The 20,369-nt window shown below is 58.0% G+C and carries 21 protein-coding genes; 8 read left to right on the top strand and 13 right to left on the bottom strand.

Annotation, left to right across the window (positions count from 1 at the left end):
• Nucleotides 1-30 precede the first annotated feature (30 nt).
• Nucleotides 31-1,059, top strand: coding sequence for an ABC transporter permease subunit (locus ACR0KC_RS14570; protein ID WP_170512731.1), 1,029 nt, complete (start codon nucleotides 31-33; stop codon nucleotides 1,057-1,059).
• 12 nt (nucleotides 1,060-1,071) lie between these two features.
• A complete protein-coding gene (locus ACR0KC_RS14575) occupies nucleotides 1,072-2,130 on the top strand; it encodes an ATP-binding cassette domain-containing protein (RefSeq protein WP_170512733.1) in 1,059 nt (352 codons plus the stop codon).
• 33 nt (nucleotides 2,131-2,163) lie between these two features.
• Here the strand turns inward: ACR0KC_RS14575 and ACR0KC_RS14580 are convergent, their stop codons facing one another.
• On the bottom strand, nucleotides 2,164-3,087 hold the full coding sequence (locus ACR0KC_RS14580; protein WP_170512735.1) for a LysR substrate-binding domain-containing protein: 924 nt from the start codon (nucleotides 3,085-3,087) through the stop codon (nucleotides 2,164-2,166).
• Nucleotides 3,088-3,301: 214 nt separating this feature from the next.
• Between ACR0KC_RS14580 and ACR0KC_RS14585 the strand changes: the two genes are divergently transcribed.
• The 6 genes from ACR0KC_RS14585 to ACR0KC_RS14610 all read left to right on the top strand — a co-directional run bounded on the left by ACR0KC_RS14585 (nucleotide 3,302) and on the right by ACR0KC_RS14610 (nucleotide 11,444).
• The gene (locus tag ACR0KC_RS14585; RefSeq protein ID WP_480796345.1) at nucleotides 3,302-4,927 is read left to right on the top strand and encodes a fatty acid--CoA ligase; all 1,626 of its coding nucleotides are present in this window, start codon (nucleotides 3,302-3,304) and stop codon (nucleotides 4,925-4,927) included.
• Nucleotides 4,924-5,610: a dimethylsulfonioproprionate lyase family protein gene (locus ACR0KC_RS14590; RefSeq protein WP_170512739.1), complete on the top strand. Its 687-nt coding sequence runs from the start codon at nucleotides 4,924-4,926 to the stop codon at nucleotides 5,608-5,610. Before ACR0KC_RS14585 ends, ACR0KC_RS14590 begins: the two co-directional genes overlap by 4 nt.
• A gap of 11 nt (nucleotides 5,611-5,621) precedes the next feature.
• Complete coding sequence (locus ACR0KC_RS14595) at nucleotides 5,622-7,742, top strand: 3-hydroxyacyl-CoA dehydrogenase NAD-binding domain-containing protein (RefSeq protein WP_480791269.1); 2,121 nt, start codon at nucleotides 5,622-5,624, stop codon at nucleotides 7,740-7,742.
• Nucleotides 7,739-8,923 carry an acetyl-CoA C-acyltransferase gene (locus tag ACR0KC_RS14600; RefSeq protein WP_170512743.1) on the top strand — a complete coding sequence of 395 codons (1,185 nt, stop codon included), beginning with the start codon at nucleotides 7,739-7,741 and terminating at the stop codon, nucleotides 8,921-8,923. Before ACR0KC_RS14595 ends, ACR0KC_RS14600 begins: the two co-directional genes overlap by 4 nt.
• A 128-nt stretch (nucleotides 8,924-9,051) precedes the next feature.
• On the top strand, nucleotides 9,052-10,071 hold the full coding sequence (locus ACR0KC_RS14605; RefSeq protein ID WP_170512745.1) for an AraC family transcriptional regulator: 1,020 nt from the start codon (nucleotides 9,052-9,054) through the stop codon (nucleotides 10,069-10,071).
• A 194-nt stretch (nucleotides 10,072-10,265) separates the two neighbouring features.
• A complete protein-coding gene (locus ACR0KC_RS14610) occupies nucleotides 10,266-11,444 on the top strand; it encodes an acyl-CoA dehydrogenase family protein (protein WP_170512747.1) in 1,179 nt (392 codons plus the stop codon).
• Between the two features lie 409 nt (nucleotides 11,445-11,853).
• Here ACR0KC_RS14610 and ACR0KC_RS14615 read toward each other — a convergent pair whose 3' ends face one another.
• The 12 genes from ACR0KC_RS14615 to ACR0KC_RS14670 all read right to left on the bottom strand — a co-directional run bounded on the left by ACR0KC_RS14615 (nucleotide 11,854) and on the right by ACR0KC_RS14670 (nucleotide 20,259).
• Nucleotides 11,854-12,324: a YybH family protein gene (locus tag ACR0KC_RS14615; RefSeq protein ID WP_480791268.1), complete on the bottom strand. Its 471-nt coding sequence runs from the start codon at nucleotides 12,322-12,324 to the stop codon at nucleotides 11,854-11,856.
• Nucleotides 12,325-12,498: 174 nt separating this feature from the next.
• Nucleotides 12,499-13,038, bottom strand: coding sequence for a dihydrofolate reductase family protein (locus ACR0KC_RS14620; RefSeq protein ID WP_480791267.1), 540 nt, complete (start codon nucleotides 13,036-13,038; stop codon nucleotides 12,499-12,501).
• A gap of 47 nt (nucleotides 13,039-13,085) precedes the next feature.
• Nucleotides 13,086-13,712 (bottom strand): LysE family translocator, encoded by a 627-nt coding sequence (locus ACR0KC_RS14625; protein WP_480791266.1) that lies wholly within the window; start codon nucleotides 13,710-13,712, stop codon nucleotides 13,086-13,088.
• Between the two features lie 36 nt (nucleotides 13,713-13,748).
• Nucleotides 13,749-14,441, bottom strand: coding sequence for a class I SAM-dependent methyltransferase (locus tag ACR0KC_RS14630; protein ID WP_480791265.1), 693 nt, complete (start codon nucleotides 14,439-14,441; stop codon nucleotides 13,749-13,751).
• The gene (gstA, locus tag ACR0KC_RS14635) at nucleotides 14,438-15,136 is read right to left on the bottom strand and encodes a glutathione transferase GstA (protein WP_480791264.1); all 699 of its coding nucleotides are present in this window, start codon (nucleotides 15,134-15,136) and stop codon (nucleotides 14,438-14,440) included. The genes ACR0KC_RS14630 and gstA overlap by 4 nt, the downstream gene beginning before the upstream one ends.
• On the bottom strand, nucleotides 15,133-15,537 hold the full coding sequence (locus tag ACR0KC_RS14640; RefSeq protein WP_480791263.1) for a cupin domain-containing protein: 405 nt from the start codon (nucleotides 15,535-15,537) through the stop codon (nucleotides 15,133-15,135). Before ACR0KC_RS14640 ends, gstA begins: the two co-directional genes overlap by 4 nt.
• Nucleotides 15,538-15,582: 45 nt before the next feature.
• Complete coding sequence (locus ACR0KC_RS14645; protein WP_480791262.1) at nucleotides 15,583-16,335, bottom strand: methyltransferase family protein; 753 nt, start codon at nucleotides 16,333-16,335, stop codon at nucleotides 15,583-15,585.
• 100 nt (nucleotides 16,336-16,435) lie between these two features.
• Entirely contained in the window at nucleotides 16,436-16,615 is a 180-nt protein-coding gene (locus ACR0KC_RS14650) for a hypothetical protein (protein WP_480791261.1), read from the bottom strand.
• A 74-nt stretch (nucleotides 16,616-16,689) separates the two neighbouring features.
• Nucleotides 16,690-18,108, bottom strand: coding sequence for a cytochrome-c peroxidase (locus ACR0KC_RS14655; RefSeq protein WP_480791260.1), 1,419 nt, complete (start codon nucleotides 18,106-18,108; stop codon nucleotides 16,690-16,692).
• An 81-nt stretch (nucleotides 18,109-18,189) separates the two neighbouring features.
• Complete coding sequence (locus ACR0KC_RS14660; RefSeq protein WP_480791259.1) at nucleotides 18,190-18,759, bottom strand: hypothetical protein; 570 nt, start codon at nucleotides 18,757-18,759, stop codon at nucleotides 18,190-18,192.
• 98 nt (nucleotides 18,760-18,857) lie between these two features.
• A complete protein-coding gene (locus tag ACR0KC_RS14665; RefSeq protein WP_480791258.1) occupies nucleotides 18,858-19,073 on the bottom strand; it encodes a YjiS-like domain-containing protein in 216 nt (71 codons plus the stop codon).
• Between the two features lie 208 nt (nucleotides 19,074-19,281).
• Nucleotides 19,282-20,259, bottom strand: coding sequence for a homocysteine S-methyltransferase family protein (locus ACR0KC_RS14670; RefSeq protein ID WP_480791257.1), 978 nt, complete (start codon nucleotides 20,257-20,259; stop codon nucleotides 19,282-19,284).
• Between the last annotated feature and the right edge of the window lie 110 nt (nucleotides 20,260-20,369).

Raw genomic sequence — 20,369 nt, forward strand, 5'->3', positions numbered from 1 at the left:
CGTACTGAAGAAGATCGGAAAGTGTAGATAATGGCCTTCTATGACAAGTTATTTAGCGTATTGGGTTTGAGCGAATGGTGTGGCACGTCAGACGATAAAGCGCCTCTTTCGCTGGCGGAGCTTGCGGCGCAAGCAGGAGGAGAAGAGGCCTCTGGGTCGCTCATTCCAATTCCCTCGTTTGATAATCTGCATGAAAGCTGCAACCGCATATGGCAGTCGCGCGATGTAACCAACGGGATCGAAGAAGGGTTTCTGGCAGCCAAACCGGTCCTGAAAACTGTTCTAGACCCGATCACACAACCATTGAGCTGGATGCTGGATGGCGCACTTTGGCTGTTTGAAGCGACGCCGTGGTTCATCATGGTTCCGCTTCTGGTGGCGATTTCCTGGTACGCGTCGCGTTCGCGTCCTGTGACGATCTTCGTCGCCGTCTCGATTATGCTACTGGCCGTCGTAGACCACTACGATGTGGCGATGCAGACCCTGTCGATCATCTTTGTATGTACGACAATATCGGTGCTGTTCGGTGTGCCCATTGGAATTGCCATGTCGAAATCCGACCGGTTGCAAAAAAGCGTCGTTCCGTTACTCGACCTGCTGCAAACGCTGCCGACCTTCGTGTACCTGATCCCTCTGATTTTCTTGTTCTCGGTCACGGAGTCCAAACTCTACGGGATTGCGATCATCCTTTACGCGATTGTTCCAGTGATCCGCCTGACAGATTTGGGCATTCGGCTCGTGGATCGGGACGTGATCGAGGCGGCCAATGCCTTTGGCATGAATGACCGCCAGAAATTGATGCGAGTACAATTGCCGCTGGCGCTGCCGAACATCATGGCCGGGATCAACCAGACCATCATGATGAGCCTTGCCATGGTCGTGATCGCCTCTCTTGTTTCGGCCCCAGGCCTTGGCGTGAACGTGTTGCGCGGAATCCGAAACCTTGAACTGGGTGTGGGCATCGTCGCTGGCATCGGCATCGTGCTGCTGGCCGTGATCCTTGATCGCGTGTCCAAAGCGGCTCTCACACGGGTCGATAAAACCCAAGTCAAGCATTAAGGAGCCGGTTCGATGACACAACCAATGGTCAGCCTGCGCGGGCTCTACAAGATCTTCGGTTCCAGCGACAAGGACGTGTTGCACCATGTCCAGCGTGGCATGGGCAAGGAAGAGCTGCTAGCGCAGCACAAACATGTTCTGGGCCTCAACAACATCAACGTCGATATGCAGGCCGGCGAAATCACAGTGGTCATGGGCCTGTCGGGTTCGGGAAAATCCACGCTGATCCGCCACCTGAACCGGTTGATCGAACCCACTGCAGGCGAGATCATCGTGCAGGGTGAGGACGTGATGGGCCTTTCAGAGGACGGGCTGCGCCATGCCCGTCAGGAAACGATGTCGATGGTGTTCCAGAAATTCGCACTTTTGCCGCACAAGACCGTGCTGAAGAACGCAGGCATGCCCTTGTCGGTACGTGGCGAGTCTGAGGCTGATTGCGATAAGGAAGCCGCCAAGTGGCTGGATCGCGTGGGTCTGAGCGGGTTCGAGAACCATTATCCAGCGCAATTGTCCGGTGGGATGCAACAGCGTGTGGGCATTGCCCGGGCGCTGACCGCGAACACACCGATCATGCTGATGGACGAGGCTTTCTCGGCTCTTGACCCACTGATCCGAACCGACATGCAGGACCTGCTGCTCGAGCTGCAAAAAGAGCTGCACAAGACCATCATCTTCATCACTCACGATCTAGATGAGGCGTTGAAGCTGGCCGATCACCTTGTGATCCTGAAGGACGGCTTTGTCGTGCAGCAGGGTGAGCCGCAGCATATCCTGCTGAACCCCAACGATCCTTACATCGAAGACTTCGTGAGTGACATCAACCGCGCACGGGTTCTGCGGGTCCGCTCGATCATGACCCCGCTTGTCGGCGGCAACGTGCCAAGAGAAGCCCATGGCGAAGTGGACGTGAACGACACGCTCGAAAGCATGATCGCGCGGTCCGGCGGGGATACGTCACACGCCTATCTTGTCAAAGATGGGGGGCAGACGGTCGGCACACTGGATATGACCGAACTGGTGCGCGCTCTTGTCCCTCGCGTCGCATCCGAGGCCGGTGCGCGTCAGTCCTGACGCGCGCTGACGGCAGAGCTGGAATTCAACAGATCAGGCCCGAAATAGCCGCATGGTTGGGTCGGCCTCGATCTGTTCGAACAGCCAGTCGATAAATGTATCGAGCTTGGGGTTGGGTGCACGCTCTTTTTGCGTCGCCAAATACCAGCGGCCTGGCTCGGGTACTGAAATGTCGAAGGGTCTAACCAGACGCCCCCTCTCAAGATCACGCGCGCAAAACGGTGCCCTTGCGACGCTGATACCGTGATTATTTAGAACAGCCTCACGGACAAGCGGGTAATTGTCGAAAACAGAGCCAAATTTCATCGTTTCGCGATCTAAGCCCGCCGCATCCAACCAGCAGTCCCAGTCATCCGGCTCATTCCATGTGTTTGGGACACTCAGCAACAGGAAATTTTTTAGCTCTTCCAGCGGCATTCCACCGCTTGCCGTTTTCAAGGCCTCCGGAGCACATACCGGGTAGATATCGGTTTCGAACAACGGGCTATAGTCAAAACGTTTGTCAAATGGTGGTGCATTGAACACGCCCACATCGAACCGGTGCATGTCATAATCACCGTCTTCAAAGGTAGAGACTATGCGCACGCGTGTGTCTGGATTATCCTGAAGAAATTCAGCCAATCTGGGCTGTAACCACATTGTATTGAAACTTGCGTAGGACTGAACGAGCAACACGTCCGGTTCTTCAGGTGTCTGGATGCGCCGTGTGGCTTTGATGATTCCCTGAATGTGTTCGCGTACTGGCGGGTAATACTGCTCGCCAGCCGGTGTTAGCTCGACCGAACGGCTTGTGCGTTCCAGTAGTTTAACGCCGATTGATGTTTCCAGTGCTTTGACTTGGTGGCTGACTGCCGCATGCGTCACACAAATCTCGTCCGCGGCCTTTCGGAAACTTTTGTGACGCGCCACCGCCTCAAAAGCGCGCAGTGAAACCAGCGTGGGCATGTGGGTGGTCATTGCAGCATCTCCTCGATGAAATCAATCGCTTACCCTCAAGCAGAGTTATCCGACGACCGGCGCGAATTTAGCAGGGTTTTGATACTGTTTTTCATAACCTGTCAGGGGGTAGCACGCAATTCGCGGTGCGATGTTATCGGTTAGAATTTCTTGATGAAAGGAAATTTCTTTCAATTCTTCGACTGGGTGAGAAATGCCAGATTAGCAGATAGAAATGTTATGGGATTCCACCGTCATGCCACCACTTTCACCATCGCCAAATGCATATGGCTATCCGTTGCTGATCAAACACTTGCTGGCCGGATCCCAGCTCTCGTCAGCCAGCCAAGAGATCGTCAGCGGCACCGAAATGCGGCTGAGCTACGCGGAGTTGGGCAAACGCGTGCGCCAACTTGCCAATTCTCTAAAGGCCAGCGGGATACATGAGGGCATGCGCGTCGGTGTCATGGATTGGGATACGCACCGCTATCTTGAATGTTTTTTTGCGGTCCCGATGATGGGCGCAACCCTTTTCACGATCAACGTGCGGCTGTCTCCTGCGCAAGTACTATATACGATCAACCACGGCAAACCGGACCTGATCATCGTGCATCGCGATTTCATGCCGCTCATTGAGGGTATCAAATCGGGCTTTGATCGGGACATCATCGTTGTACCGATTGGAGACGGTGAAGGGTATGAAGAGTGGATAGGTAAGGCCCCAGGCAGCTTTGACTTCCCAGACTTCGATGAAAACCAAACGGCAACCTTGTTTTACACAACCGGGACCACCGGCAATCCCAAGGGGGTGAGCTATTCACACCGGCAGTTGGTCCTTCACACGTTGGGCCTGATTGCCGGCTTCGGTGCGTGGCCCGGAAATGCCGGATTTCATCGCGGCGACGTTTACATGCCGCTGACGCCCTTGTTTCACGTCCACGGCTGGGGATTTCCATATGCCGCAACGATGCTGGGGCTGCGTCAGGTCTATCCCGGTCGATATGACCCTGACACAATCTTGCGATTGATTGCAGACGAAAACGTCACCTTTTCCCACTGCGTGCCCACGGTTCTGTCAATGGTGCTCGACCATCCGGGCTGCCCGCAAACTGACCTAAGCCAATGGAAGGTCATCATTGGCGGGGCCGCTATGCCGCGCAATCTGCAGGACCGGGCGGCGGCGGCGGGCATATCATTGCATGCGGCCTATGGGATGTCCGAGACCTGTCCGTTTCTGACGGTGACCGATTTGTCCAGCAATGATCCAGGGGTGCAGGCGCAAACCGGCTTTCCCGGCCCGCTTGTCGACCTTCGTGTTGTGACACCGGATATGAAAAACGTCCCGCATGACGGCGAAACAACCGGCGAAGTTGTTGCTCGGGCTCCCTGGTTGACACAAGGCTATCTGGACAACGCGCAAGCCTCAGATGAACTTTGGGATGGTGGGTATCTGCATACCGGGGATGTTGGGTGTATCCGCGAGAATGGGTCGTTGCAAATCACTGACCGCCTCAAGGACGTGATCAAGACCGGCGGCGAGTGGATTTCATCACTGGCACTGGAAAACATAGCATCGTCTTGTGGTGGTATCGAGGACGTCGCCGCGATCGGACTGCCGCACGCGAAGTGGGGCGAACGGCCAGTGTTAGTCGCTCAAGTCGCAAAGGATGCCGACCCGGATCTTGTACGCCAGAGCGTTGTGGAAGAAATCCAGTCGCGTGTCGACGCAGGTGAGATATCAAAATGGGCAGTTCCGGACGAATTAATCTTTGTCGACCGCCTTCCTAAAACCAGCGTCGGCAAGCTCGACAAGAAACTCGTGCGGCAAGATATTTCAACGCGCTCGGACTTAAAATCATGACAGACAAACAACACCGTATTCAGGCGCTTATCGGGTCCATTGTCACCTATCTGCAGGCTCATAGAGCCGTCACGCCCGGCGTCGATCTGACGTTGGACAAGCTGGCAACCATGGACCTGTCTGACGAGAGGCTCATTGACTTACCCTCCCAAGGAACCCGGCATGATGAGGTTCTGAAGAACGCCATCGACGGGGTTGTCGCCCCCGAATTGCAGGAAATCGCAGGTTGTCTGAAAGCGGCGAAGGATGATCTGATCTGGCGCGAAGACAACGCCCAATTCTATCCCCCTGGTGCCGAATTGGGCGAGGGATACACAAAGTGTAACCTACATACTCTGCTGATTGGGCCAGACGCATGTGGACATCACCATCCCGATTTCAACCTTGGCATTTTCATGCTGGGTCCACGGACGCTGTATCGCGACCACAACCACGACGCGCCAGAGCTTTATCTGAACCTGTCCGAAAAATCGGGTTGGCGGTTTGGCACTCGCGATTGGCAGGATTATCCGGCTGGATCACTTATCTGGAATGCGGCGGGCGATCCCCACGCCACCCGGGTCTATGATCAACCGTTCATCTCGGTCTTTGTCTGGCTCGAGAACGTGCATTCACCCTGCAATGTAATCCATTTCGACGACTGGGCAGAGGTCGAACAGGATCTTGCCAAACAGTCCAATTGAGGTTTCCGAACATGATTTCCATTAAACACACTGAGGGTGTCGCTTTCATTGAGCTGAATGCCCCACCGGTGAACGCCCTTGGCCTGAAGATGCGGCAGGCGCTTTCCTCGGCCATCCACGAGTTGGACGCCGATGAACAGGTCCAAGCTATCGTTCTATGCTCGGCTCTGCCGCTCTTTTGCGGCGGCGCTGACATCGTCGAGTTCCGAACCGGGGCAGTTTGGGACAAACCGGACCTGCCAGACCTGTGTGTAACGATTGAAACCAGCAAAAAACCCATTATCGCCGCGATTGCAGGCCCCGCTATGGGTGGTGCGCTGGAGATCGCGCTTGCCTGTGATTACCGTGTCGCCACGCCGGATGCATTGATGGGGCTGCCCGAGATCAAGCTGGGGCTGCTGCCAGGCGCCGGGGGCACCCAAAGGCTGCCACGGACTGCCGGGCTGGAAGCGGCAACGCAAATGATCCTTTCGGGTGATCCCGTGAAAGGCGAATATGCCCTGTCTTGCGGGTTGGTCGACGCACTGTTTGAAAACAACCAGGATTTTCGCGCGCATGTTTTGGGTTTCGCCACCCGTGTCAGCCATGAGGGCGATCCGAAACGCAGTTGCGCGGATATGACCGTCACACACCCTGATCCAAAGGGTTTTCTGACGCGATTCCGAGACCAGATAGTACCAAAGTCCAAAAACCTCGTCGCCCCTGAACGATGCTTGGTATCCATCGAGGCCGCGTGCGAATTGCCGCTGGTCGAGGGGTTGGCACAAGAGAAGGCAGGTTTTGCCGAACTGCTAGACACACCTCAATCGCGCGCCGGGCGGCATCTGTTCTTTGCAGAGCGTGAATGCACCAAGGTTCCGGGCGTTACTCGTGCTGACCGACCACGTGACATTTCATCGGTCGCCGTGATCGGCGCAGGAACAATGGGGCGCGGCATTGCCATCGCCTTTCTGCAGGCGGGGTATCCGGTCACGCTTCTGGAAACCACACAAACTGCGCTGGAACAGGGGCTGGATCAGGTCAGGGAGCATTTCCAACGCGCGGCCCAAAAAGGCCGGCTCAGTGCCGATCGGGCAGAGGCAATCGCCGCCAACGCCACAGGAACGCTCAACTACGGCGACCTTACAGAGGCCGACCTGATCATTGAAGCGGCGTTTGAGAGCATGAATGTCAAACGCCAGATTTTCGAAGCGTTGGACCAGCACGCCAAACCTGGCGCGATACTGACCTCAAACACATCGACGTTGGATCTTGATGAAATCGCCGCAGTCACGTCACGCCCGGAGGATGTGATTGGTCTCCATTTCTTCAGCCCGGCGAACATCATGCGCTTGCTAGAGGTGGTGCGGGGCGCCAAGACCGCTGCGGACGTCATTGCAACGGCAATCACGGTAGCAAAGAAGATCCGAAAGCTCCCTGTAACGGTTGGCGTGTGCTACGGCTTTGTTGGAAACCGGATGCTGGAACCATACTTCCGCGAAGGATCCCGTCTGCTTCTAGAGGGGGCGACGCCGAAACAGGTGGATGACGTCCTTGAAGGCTTCGGCATGGCCATGGGCATTCATGCGATGGCAGATCTGGCGGGAGTCGATGTGGGCGCCCGCGTGCGTCAGGAGCGGCGTAGTGAAATCGCGCATGACCCGACATACCAGGCTGTGCAGGACAGGTTGTTTGAACTGGGCCGACTGGGTCAGAAAACCGGGCGAGGAAGCTATGTCTACGAGGGGCGGACACGGGTCGAAGACCCTGAGATAGTTCAAATCAGTGCCCATTTGGCGGACCTGCATGGTGTGAAGCGCAGGGACATTGACGATCAGGAAACCCTTGAACGGTGTCTGTTTCCCCTGATCAACGAGGGCTTTCTCATCCTTGAAGAGGGCATTGCAACGCGCCCGGGTGATTGCGACCTGATCTGGACTAATGGCTATGGCTTTCCGAACTGGCGCGGCGGCCCAATGCACTATGCCGACGAGATTGGGTTAAGCCAGATTCTGGAACGCATGAACCACTATCGGCAGTCGCTTGGCGCCTATGGTGAGATGTGGTTCACGCCTGCGTCTTTGTTGGAAGAACTCGCAACCTCGGGCGTGACACTTGCCGCGCATTTTGATGCCAAAAAGGAAAAATCATGAGAGAAGCCGTTATCGTCTCAACCGCACGAACCCCTATTGGGGTGGCCTTCAAAGGTGCGCTGAACAACATCAAATCCCCTACCATGATGGGGCACGCCATTCAGCACGCGGTTGAACGTGCAGGCGTGGACCCCGGTTTGATCGAAGATGTCGTCATCGGATCGGTCCTGACTGCGGGAACCGCAGGCATGAATGTCGCTCGTTTGTCGACGCTGGCTGCGGGCCTTCCCAATACGGTGGCAGGACAGACGATCGACAGGCAATGCTCCTCCGGGTTGATGGCCATAGCGACGGCTGCAAAGCAGATCATCGTGGATGGTCAGAACGTCGCCGTGGCTGGCGGGCAGGAGAATATTTCCGCCCTGCAGAATGCCTATCTGAATTGGGCTGGCGATGAGAAAGATCCAAACGTTATCGCCCGATCTGAGCATGCCTACATGCCGATGCTGATGACGGCGGAAAATGTGGCGCGGACCTATGGGATCAGCCGCGAAGCGCAGGATGAATACGCCGCCCTGTCGCAAGCCCGGACGGCCCAGGCTCAGGCCACTGGCGTTTTTGACGACGAGATTGTCGCGATCACTGCGATCAAACGCGTCAAGAACCGCGAAACCGGAGAGGAAACCCTGGAAGAGGTGACCTTGTCAAAAGACGAAGGCAACCGGCCGGGCACGAGGGCCGAAACACTCGGGGCATTGAACCCGGTCGTCGAAGGAGGCCTGATCACTGCCGGAAACGCAAGCCAGCTTTCTGACGGGGCCTCGGCTTGTGTGCTCATGGACCGCAAAATGGCTGAGCAGCAGGGCCTGACACCGCTAGGTGTCTATCGCGGTATGGCAGTTGCTGGAAACGCACCGGAAGAGATGGGAGTCGGCCCGATCTATGCCATTCCAAAGCTGCTGAAGACGGCAGGTCTCCGCACGAGCGACATCGGCCTTTGGGAGCTTAACGAAGCCTTTGCCTGCCAGGTTCTCTATTGCCGCGACCATCTTGGGATCAATCCCGAAATCTATAATGTGAACGGCGGTGCCATCTCGATCGGCCATCCCTATGGCATGACGGGCGCGCGGCAAGTCGGGCATGCTCTGCTTGAGGGGAGGCGCCGTGGCGTAAAATACGTGATTACGTCCATGTGTGTTGGCGGAGGCATGGGGGCCGCAGCGTTGTTCGAAGTCGCCTGACCCTGCTGAAATGAGTTCAAGCAGAGCGTTATCTGGTTGAGACATTGACATTCAGTCATCTGCGAAAGCCACCATCTGCAAGCCTGCGTTTCATGTCGACCGGAATTGGTGATACCTCCTGAGGCGTTATGACCAATGTCACGCCAACGATCCTTTCCACGGTTTCCAGCCAGTTTGTCGATGACTGGCTGGCGGCGCTGCGTGCCCTGTGCCCAGAGGCGCAGATGGCGGCGCTGCTTAGCCGGTCCGGTCTGAACGCGGATACGCGCTCGCCGAATGGTCGCGTCACGCTGGATCAGATCGTTTGCCTCTATCAACTTGCCGCAGTTGAGACCGGTGATGAGATGATGGGGCTTTGGAGCAGACCCGTCCGGCCAAGGGCCCTACAACACCTTCTGACGACTGTCAGAGAGGCCACGTCTCTTGCATCTGCACTCTACCGGTTTTCGACCTTCTGGAACTTGCTGTTGGATGATTATCAGTTTGATCTGGATGACGCTGAAGGTGCGTTGGTGCTTACCCTGAAACCACAAGGCGATGTGCCGGTTCAGCGCTTTGGGCATATGCTGATCCTTAAGCTGGCGCATGGGCTTATGTCCTGGCTGGCCGGGCACGAGGTGCCGGTCAGAGGCGTCGATTTCGCATTTGATCGCCCAGCGTTTGATCAGGATTACGCGATCATCTTTCCCGCACCCTTTCAGTTTGGCCAGCCCGCCACCGCGATCTCGTTCGATCCGAATGCACTGGGCCGTGTGCAGGCGCGCAGCACATCTGATCTTGATCGGTTTTTGCAAAACGCGCCCCGGGACTGGATCTTCACCTCTTCGCGTGAACACACACAATCGCTGCGGGTGCGCACATATCTGGGTCAAACGGGTTGGGAGGCGGCGACCCTGACTCGGACTGCATCCGCGATGCACATGACCCCGCGCACCCTGATCCGCAGGCTGCAGGCGGATGGGACGTCGTTTCAGGCCATAAAGGATGCCCTGCGGCGCGACATCGCGATCCGCGACCTGCAGGCGGGGCGCAAAAGCGTTGAGGCCATCGCACATGATGTCGGCTTTTCCTCGGCTGCCAATTTCCACCGGGCCTTTCAACGCTGGACCGGCAGCACCCCCAGTTCGTACCGCAAGACGAATATCTGAGACGCGCTTTTTGTCACTTTTGGACAATACCCTGTCACCACGCGAGATAGAGCGAAGAAGTCTCTCCTGCTAAATCTTGCGCAATACAAAGCGTTCTCACCTAGTTCTCCTCTAGAAGCTTGACCCGCTGCCTGCTCAGCAGGTGCTGAAGTGTGGCGTCATGTGAAAGGAGCCGCTCACAAAAGGACCGACCAATGTCAGACAAACTCGCCACCATACTCCAAGCCGCACGCGACCACGCCGAGCAGGTCATCCTGCCCAATGTGGACGCCTGGAACGCCGCAAAGACATGGCCGCGCGAGGCCTCGGACAAGGCCGGGGCCGCTGGCCTGACGGGGCTCTATGCCCCCGAAGAGTTTGGCGGGCAGGGCTTGCCGCTGGCAGAGGGCATTCAGGTCTATGAACAACTGGGGCTGGGGGACGGCGCTTATGCCTTTGCCCTGTCGATGCATAATATCTGTACCTTCGCGGGCTGCGGCTATGGCACAGATACCTTCAAGGAAAAATGGGCGCGGGATCTGACCTCGGGCCGCAAGCTGGCGAACTTTGCACTGACCGAACCGCAATCGGGGTCGGACGCAACAAACATGTATTCGCGGGCCGTGATCAATGATGACGGCACTTGGACGATCAGCGGTGCGAAGGCATGGGTCAGCTTGGCGACCGAGGCTGATATCTATTTCACCGTGGTCAAAACCAGTGATGCACCCGGCCACAAGGATATGGCGATGATCGCCATCCCGGCCGACACCCCGGGCCTCAGCTTTGGTCCGCTCTACGATACCCCATCCTACAACTTCCTGCCTCTGGCCGAGATGTACATGGACAAGGTGGTGGTGAGCGAAGACAACATCATCCTGCCGATCGGTCAGGGCTTGCAAGGCTCGCTCATGGCGATCGATATCGCCCGTGTGTCGATTGCGTCAGGATGCTGTGGATTGATGCAAGCTGCCTTGGATACGGCTCTGTCCTATTCCAGGAACCGCAAGATGTTTGGCGGCCAGAACCTCGATCTGGACGGAATCCAGTGGATGCTGGGCGAGGTTGCAACCGATCTTGAAGCCTCCAAGCTGCTTTATCGAAAGGCGGCAGAATCCCTTGGCACACCCGAAGGCCCTCTGATGGCCGCCCATGCCAAACGGTTTGTTCCAGATGCAGCGGTGAAGGCTGCGAACACCTGTACGCAAGTGTTGGGCGGTATGGGGCTGTTGCAGCCTTATGGTCTGGACCGTTTGTCCCGCCTCGCGCAAATGCTGCGGATCGTGGACGGGACGACGGAAATCAGCCGCGTGGTTATCGGACGGGCCTTGCAAAAACGTGCTGCAGCCTTGCCTGATCTGCCAGTACCATTAGGATTTGGTGAGACCAGCTGAACGTCCCAACCTGCCGGAGAAGCGGAACCGAACTGAAAAAACCCTCAAGGATCGGTAAAATCGAAAGACCGGCCGCACATTTGCGGCCGGTTACTCGAACATTGCAGACCTTGGTGCAAACGCAGCGAATTTATCCTTCGTCCGCGACCTGTAAATTCACCCCTTAAAAATTGCTGCTTGATGCACGAATGGCCAAAATCGCCGCCGCACCGCGTCATGGAATTTCGTGCTTGCGCAGAATATTCGCCGCTGCGAGCGCGCGCAGCACGAAATCACAATGGCCGCCATGGGGCTCACACACGCTGCGTGAGCGGATGATCGAAGATATCCGGATCAAACGCCCGATTAGAGAAGCTGACATCGTACCCAGCACGATGCGCGGCCGATTATGACCGTGAACGTGCTGCAGTCAGGGCATTGCCCATATCGCTGTTTGGACCTGCCACCCGCTGTCTTCGTTGCGTCTTAGGACGACAATCTGATCGATCACCTTGGGTATGGCACCTGAGCGGTTCGACGTGATCGTCGCGTTGTTCGTTATGACAGCGAGATCGTCCCGACCGGCAACATCCCAGTCCGTGTAGGTGACCCTAGCGCCTTCCGACATGTTCTTTTTCACGAACGCCACGATGTTATCGCGGCCGATGACCCGTGGATGATTTACCGGCATTAGCACAGCCGTTTCCGTGAACGTGTTGGCGAATTCGTGAATCTTCCGTTCTTCGAGATACCGCGTCTGTATCACGATGATGGACTTGATGCTTTCGACTTCAGCGTCGGACAAACCCTGGATACCGAGCGCATCGTGATCCTGCGCTACTGCCGCCGTAGCGATCAGTGCCAGGGCCGCCCCAGCGGCCGCAATGGTGCTCCGGTTCATTTCGGTCTCTCCATATTGGGCTTGCAAGAGTTCGACAAAAAGGCCAGTGCGGCGCACTATAGCCGACTCCGCACAGCGACGCCACCAGCCACGGCTAGCGCAACGGACGGATTTCGTGTTGAATGGTGCAAACGTCCGCCCCGAACCGGTTTCCGGATCTTCCGATCAGGTAGCTCACACTTGGTGGCGAACCCGGAATTCCTGAAACAAGTATCCGTCGCAATAGTCCCGTGTCTCGGTGTGTTCAAGGCGTGGCGACACTCTGGTCCCTCCGAACAACGGGACGCCGTCCCCGAGAACGATAGGTGCGCGTTTCAGTCGAAGGACCTCGAGGCGTCCCATGGAAAGAAGCGATCCGGCGAGTGCACCTCCGCCACAGAGGTATATCGGCCCGCTGGATTGGGCTCTTATGGCGTCGATTGCCTCGGCGTCGCTGGATCTCTGCACTGTGACCTCCGCGCCATCCGGCAGGTCGAGCGACTTCGAAAGGACAATCGTTTCCATGTGCGCATAGGGGTTCTGGCCCGGCTGCATGCCGAAGCGATATCCGAACTCATAGGTTGCCCGGCCCATGATCGCGGTCGCGTAAGTTTCGAGACGGGCTGAATAGTCTTCGACCACCGCGCCTTCCTGGGCAAACTGCGAGATGTCACCGCCGGGCCCGGAAATATATCCGTCGATTGAGACGGCGACGTCGTAAATGATCTGTTGCATTTTATTCACCTTTAGTTGCGATGTTGGTGAGCGGAAATTCCAGCCGGTCAGCGCTCCTGTAACGCCAGCCTGATCCCAAGTGCACAGTAGATGCATCCCGCGACTTTCGATTGCCAGCGCTGAACTGCCGGATGTTGCCGGAGAAACCGGCCAACATGGCCAGCCGCGACAGCCGCTATCAGAGTCGCCAGCGTGCCCATGAGCACGAAGAGCAATCCGAAAATCGTGAGTTGCAATGCAATCTGCCCGAGGCCCGGATCGACGAATTGCGGTAGGAAGGCGAGGAAGAACATCGCGGATTTTGGATTCAGGATCTCAGCGAGGCAGGCTTGTCGGAATGCCTGACCTGTCGAAATCGGCGGTGCGGCTTCGGAAGTCTTGCGACGGCGGCCCTCGAATAGGGAGCGCAGGCCGATATAGATCAAGTATCCTGCCCCGATTAGCTTGATCAGGGTAAACGCCTGCGCCGAAGTCAGCAGGATCGCAGAGATCCCGACAATCGCCATGGCCGTATGGAAGAGGTCCCCCAGCCCGATGCCAAGGCTTGTTGCGACGCCGACGCGTATTCCAGAGGTCGATGACCGGGTAAGCGTGAGCAGGATCGACGGACCAGGAAAAAAGACGAACCCCGTCAGAACGGCGATGTAGGTCAGCAGAACCGGCAATTCGGGCATGGTGTAGTCTCCTTCATTTACAGCGCACTGGCTTAATCATTGCGGGGCTCGGCTGCTGGTCCAGCATCTGTACCAGAGACTGCGGAAAATCTCGAACGGCTCGACCAGGCCCGCTTCGGCAAAGAGCGCGCGGGTGCGACTTCCCGATATCACCGGCAATTGGGGGATCGCGTCCAGCTCCATACGCGTGGCGTCGGCGGAGACACCGACGATGTCTGCGTGCGCCAGATACATCGGGACCAACCGGTCGAAGTCTTCAATTTCATCGAAGCAAACGTCGGCATGGATCAAGCAGCCACCGGGGGCGAGCCTCTCCCGAAGGTTCTTTAGAAATTCAAGCTTGGCACCATCGTCCCGCAGGTGGTGCATCACCAGAAACGACGTGACGACATCATAGACCTCACCGGCTGGCAGATCATCGACGGGTCCGACGACGAACCGAATGTCGAGCGATGTGCCCAAGGCTCCCGCGGTGTCCCGCGCCGTATCGAGGTTCCGGACCGATGGATCGATCGCGGTAATCCGGCCGACCACGTTGCAACCGCCAAGTGCTTCGATCTCCCTGCCACCCCCGGCCCCGACGACCAGGACATGCGGTGCATCGCTGGCGTGGCTGGTGACCAGGGCGTGCACCAGGAGATACATTGCGTCGAGACCGGGAATTGAGCGCTGCATTTCCCGATACAGGGCTCTCCGGTCAGCCCGGAGGCCCGCCGAACGAGTGATCATGCCTGCCTCCTGCACCGAGGTTGCATGCGACGGCTATGGCAAAGTTGCTCGGTCCGATCACCATCTGTGAGCTGGTCGGGCACCACGGCAGTTCTCGTCAACCCCTCTCGGGCTAAAGCCTTCCCGACAGCTGGCCGGGCCTGGATGTCATCAAAGTGCTGTTGCAATGCCGGCCAATCGGCGATGGACAAGTCCTGATCTCCCATCCAATGGCAGACGGCGAACAAATAGACATCGGCCAGCGAGAAGTAGCTCCCCATCAGATATTGGTGCTCGCGCAGATGATGCTCGATCACAGTCATGCGTCGGGTCAGATGGTCTCTGCCCGGCTTCAGGAAGACTTCGGGCGTCGTTGGCCGGAAAAGCGGACTGAAACTCTTGTGAAGCTCAGTCGCAATGAAATTCAGCCATTCCAGTGCCCGCCACCGCTGCATACCCGACGTGGGCAAAAGCCCCGCATCCGGTGCCTGTGCATCCACGAATTGCAGGAGCACCGGAACTTCGGTCAGCACCTTGCCATTCTCCAGAACCAGCGCCGGAACATAGCTTTTGGGATTAATCTTACGGAAATCACATCCGCACTCTGTCAGTCGCGACCGGTAGTCGACTTCGACAAGGCTGTACGGCAGACCGGCTTCGCAAAGCGCGATGTGGGGCGCCAGCGAGCAGGCGCCGGGCATGAAATAGAGCTTCATTTCGACTCTCGCTCGTTCAGCATGGCGGGAGAACCATCGAGGACAACCAATGCCAGATCGTAGGATCCTCCATCCATCGCCTCCATCTTGTGCCCTTTGCCGCTCAGGTCCGTCGCAACAAACTGATCACCGGGTGACAGGACACGGGCATCGCCGTCGCTGGTCAGGATCTGGACGGAGCCGGTTAGGACGGTTCCGAGGACCGGTGCGGGCGCGCAATGCCATTCGTCCCGATATCCGGCGGGATGATGCATCATCAGGACTCCACGCGCCCCGATCGTTTCGGTTGTGCGATAGCCTGGGGGTGAAGGTGGCGTGAAATCGCCCTCGTGCAGCGGCCACGTTTCATTCGTGAGAAACGAGGTGCCATCGGCTCGGGCGCGGATTGTGAGATAATTCATATGTCTAACTCTTGTTGTCGTGAGGGGTGGCGGGGTTTTGCATGCTCACAAAGGCCGCTGATTAGGCCCGGCACCTCGGGACCGGGCCAATCGCGGAAGCAACTTCGGCACGTGTTTTTGGTAGTCCCGATAGTCGGCGCCGAAATCTCGCACCAGATCCCGCTCTTCATAGGTGAGGCCGATCAGGATGTAGGTGAGCATGACGCCGGCCAGAAGCAAGCCGTCCACAGTCATTGTGGGCCTGCAGAAAATCATCAAGACCAGGCCCAATTGCAGCGGATGACGGACGACCCGGTAGAGCCACGGCGTTCGGAACTCGGGCACCGCGAGTCTATACCCACGCAGATTGCTCCAAGCTTGGCGCAATCCGGTGAATTCGAAATGATCGAGCGCGAAAGTCGACAGGACGATCAACGCAATTCCGCCAAAGAATACTGCGTGGAGCGCAGTGGCTAAGATACCTTCGACAGACCAAACGATGCCCGCAATCGGCTGCCAGTAGTAGATGATTGCGCCGAGCAGGATCGACGACTGCAGCACATAGGTAGACCGCTCGGCAGCCTGTGGGACAATCCTTGTCCAGAGCCGCTTGAATCCGGGACGTGCCATGACGCTATGCACCAGCCCGAAGAGCGCGACCAGAGCAATATCGAAGCCTGCTGCAAGTGGGATTGGCAAGCCAAGCCTGGCACTGCGAATCGTGTCGAGATCAAGCAGGAACGCCGCGAACCAGAGAAACACGGCCATGAAGGCCGCATAGGCCGCGACAGCGTAGAGGAGGATAAGAAGACGGTGCATCGGATATTCCTTTGTTCTGGAGCGCCGATGGCGCGGAGCACCGCGGGCATTTGGAATGTGGTCGCTACCGAGACCCGGGCCGGATCATCGGTGCGTGTTGTCACGCGATCCGTTCGAACCCGATGTCGCGCAACAGGTGGTCAGGCAGTCGCTCAAATGCGTACATGTCGCGCCGCTTGCGCCGTCTTTCCGAGGCGCCTTTGATCCACTTGGCGAAGGCGGCAAAATGGTCATTCGTTAGGTGTTGTTGCGCACCAGCTCTAGTTGAAATCATAGTCATGTCTTGGTCCTTTTGCGTTGGCGCCCGAGAGCGGTCGGGTTTGTTCGAGGCAAGACGTGGCATCGCCCGCATTTTCACTGCGTAGGGGCAGGTTGCGGTGGCAGACCGGATGGGACAGTCAGCGGCACGAGAAACGAACGATCAATCGCCGTCGGGTCGGTGAGCGTTTCCAGAAACGCAAGGATGCTCGACACCTCTTCATCTGACAGGTCCACCGGCGCCAGCGTGTTGGCGCTGGCGATCCTGCCCCTCAGCCGTTCCGAGCTGTGCACCCAGATGTCTCGCAGATCATAGGCGACGCGTTGCATCGGGTTGAGGGCCTGGTAGCTGACGCCGGTTCTGCTCCGCACTGGCTGGATCACGGTATCAAGCGGTGGAAGCTCTGCTGGAGTGTAGCGCGCCAGCGATGCCACCGCATCGAGATGGTGACGCACCATATCCTCAAGGGAGGCAAAGGCGCCGTTATGCCCCCACGGCCCGGTGAGTGAGACATTCCTCAGCGACGGAGTACGGAACGCAAACAGGTCGGCCTCATCACCGGTTACGTTGAAGCGGCCTTGGTCCTCGACCCGATGCGGGTGACCGGAATGCGCTGCATAGCTGCCGTCTGATCCCTGATCTTTGCCGGGGCCGATCTGTGGAACCGCGATTGCGTGAAACTCGTGATCCGTCAGCAAGGGGCCGCTGTGACAGGAGCTGCATCCAGCCTTGCCGTAAAACAGCTCCAGCCCGGCTTCTTCCGTCGCAGTCATCTGCCAGCCCGCAATACGCGCATCGAACCGACTCCAGTCAGACCGGAAGGCTACTGTTTCAAACGCGGCAATCGCCGTGGCCGCGTGATCAAACCGGATATCTTCTGCGGTCTCGACATCGTCGAAAGCCGTCACGAATTGCTGGGCATAGCCAGGGTTTGCGGCCAGCCGGTCGGCCAGAACGCGCCATGCCCCCGTGAAATCTCGTTTTGAAACTGTGTCGGCAACCGGGTTTTCGCCGGGCTGGCCAGCCATCTCAACAACGGAAAGGACCGGAAACATGGCCTGCGCTGTCAGGGCGTTGTCCAGACCCTCGGGCAATTGCTCCTTGGCCGGGCTTCTGAGGCGGCTTGGAAATCCACCCATGTGGTCAAGCTCAAGTCGCCCGTCATGAAACATGGACGTATAGGCCCGCGCACCGATGTTATAGAGCGGTTGCGCATTGCGAGGGACACGTCCGATCACGCCATCCTGTGTGACACGTTCGGGACCAAAGCCGCTGCCGCCTTCGCCGATGGACAAAGAAACACCATCACCTGTTCCGCGCGCCGGATCGTGGCAGGTCGCGCAGGCGATGTTCTGATTGCCGGACAGAATGGGATCGAAGAACAGGCTTCGGCCTAACTCGTAAAGCTTCGGGCTGGGCGTTCCGTTCCATAGAAAATCCCGGTCCTCCAGCGGGTTTGGCAGATCGGCGGCATGTGCACCGATGCAGGTGGTCAGAAGCAAGGCGATAGTCATCGGGGATCTCATGAGCGCGTCCTCGGTAGGGTGCTTTCGCCGCGCAGGGGCGGCGAAAGCTCTCGTTATCTTCCAGTGTCGTTAGTCGATGTCCGTTTGCGACAGCGCCGCGTGTTCCTCAGGCTTGACGTCAATCAGAAGCCGCACGCCGTAGCCCTCGGACATGCCCAGCAGAACCTGCGTCATCTCGCCCGACATCCCGGCGAAAGCGCCGGTACCGCCGGTGATGACACGCGGGGCCTTCACATTGACGTCCACCAACTCAGCACCCTGGTTGATCAGGATGTCCCCGTTGTCGAACTCAAAAACCTGCCGGGTGATGACCACCGCACCGGTTTGCGTGCGCATCCCGTCACCGACGAAATACCCGTCACAGGTCCAGCGACCGATCACCTTGTCTGGAAAGGCCGGGCTGCCGTCGGGCAGCGTGCCTTCGACCCCGCTGTCGAGTGTGCCGTCCTCGTAGATGTAGCCTTGAGTGATGAACGCATTGCCATAGGCAGGCGTGCCATCATCAAAGACAGGGGCAGGTGCAAAAACGAAGCGGCTCATGTCTTCGGCCACGTCGAAGGACATCGGCGTGTCGCCCGCGAAGGCAGGGGTGGCCGCCGTCGCCATCAGGGCAATTGCAGAGAGAGTTGATCTTATCATGGTATTTCCTTTTCTGGGTTGAGTTGAACAACAAAGGTCACAGACAAAGCGCAAAGAACGCGCCTCAAGCTGTTGGGGTTGGAGATCGGTAATCCCGACTACAAGAACCGGTGACGGATGATGGGATTGGGCGGCTCCGCATACTGCTCAAGCCCAACGTCACGGAGCAGGTGATTTGGAAGTCGGGACAGTGCTCTCTTCTCACGGCGAAGGCGTTGCCGCTCCCTGGTATTCGCTATCAATCCGGTGACGACTTCGGCAAAACTCGAGAGCCAACGGCGGCCAGTGCCGACATTTGTCAAAACAGCAGTCATGTCATTTGTCCTTTCTTTAGGCGCGCTCAGAGGCGGGCGATGAAGTATGCGTTCAGGGTTCGTGCGGCAGCCGAGGCGTCTGGACCGATGCAAACCCGATATCCGTCGGGTATTCCTCGGCGGCTTCCACGCGGCGCGCAGCGCCTGGGCCTTGCCCGCAATGGCCGATCAAGATCGGTTCCCTGCGGGCGGAGACTCAGGGAGGAAGTCAGTCCGCGGTCGGGAGAAGCATGGCGTCCGCCATGCAGCCGACATGGCGGTGATCCGTGCCGCAGCACCCGCCGACGACTTTCAGCGTCGGAAGCTTTCGAGAGAGATCGGCATGGAGCGCTCCGAATTCTTCGGGGTCGCCGTCGTCCAGGGTCTCTGCCTCGTCGAGTTCCGAATGGCTCAGCCGCGATGCGTTCGCGCGGACACCTCGGATGCGGTGGCACCAGACTTCATCGGTCAGAACGTCGCGAAAGTGCTCGGGATGTGCGCAGTTAATCATGTAGTAGAGCGGTGCTTCCTCGGTTGCCGCATCCGTCTCGAGCACGGCACGCTCGAGCGGCGTTCCGTCCGGCAAGCGTCCGTCGGTCTCCACCGTAAAGGAGATCGCAACCGGTACTCCCGCTTTCACACTTGCACGGGCGAGCCCGATTGCCTCCGGCAGGCTACCGAAGGTCAGGGCGCTGACCAGATCAACCCCGCATGTCGCGAGCAACGTGATCTGCGGCGCGTGGATTGCCTCTGCTGTGGCCGCATCCAGGGCGAGCGTGCTGTCATAGGCGTCGCCGGCGGGTCCGATCACGCCATTGAGCAGGATCGGTGAAACGCGATCTTGCCACCGATCCCGGATCGCCACGGCGAACCTGACAGCCTCGCGGGTGAGGTCCTGCATTTGGGCCGGCGAACGGCCGACCGCGCCGGCCCAATGCGTCCCCGAGCGCCAGGTATTGGTGTCGAGGACAAAGCCGGTTCCGGCAGTCTCGGCCATCGCGAGAAAGCGGTCGAAATACCGGTCCATCGCCGCACGGGCAACGTCGTCTTCGAGCAGGACGCAGGCAGCGAAGGCCGGTAAGTCGAACCCTTCCAGGAACAACATGGAGGTTTCGAAACCGCCGTCGGTCAGGTAGGTGCGCGGGTCGGCGAGGTAGCTGCGGGTCACGTCAGTGTGGAAGACCGCGATTTGGTTTTGAATGGTCATCAATTTATCCTTGCTAACAAATTATTGGCCTGATCGGCCGAGGTGATGGGCAAGGAGATGGACTTAACTGGCGAGTCGAGATAGGAGTAAAAAAGACTAAAGCGGTCCTT

This window comes from Ruegeria sp. CF3, from assembly GCF_056537365.1.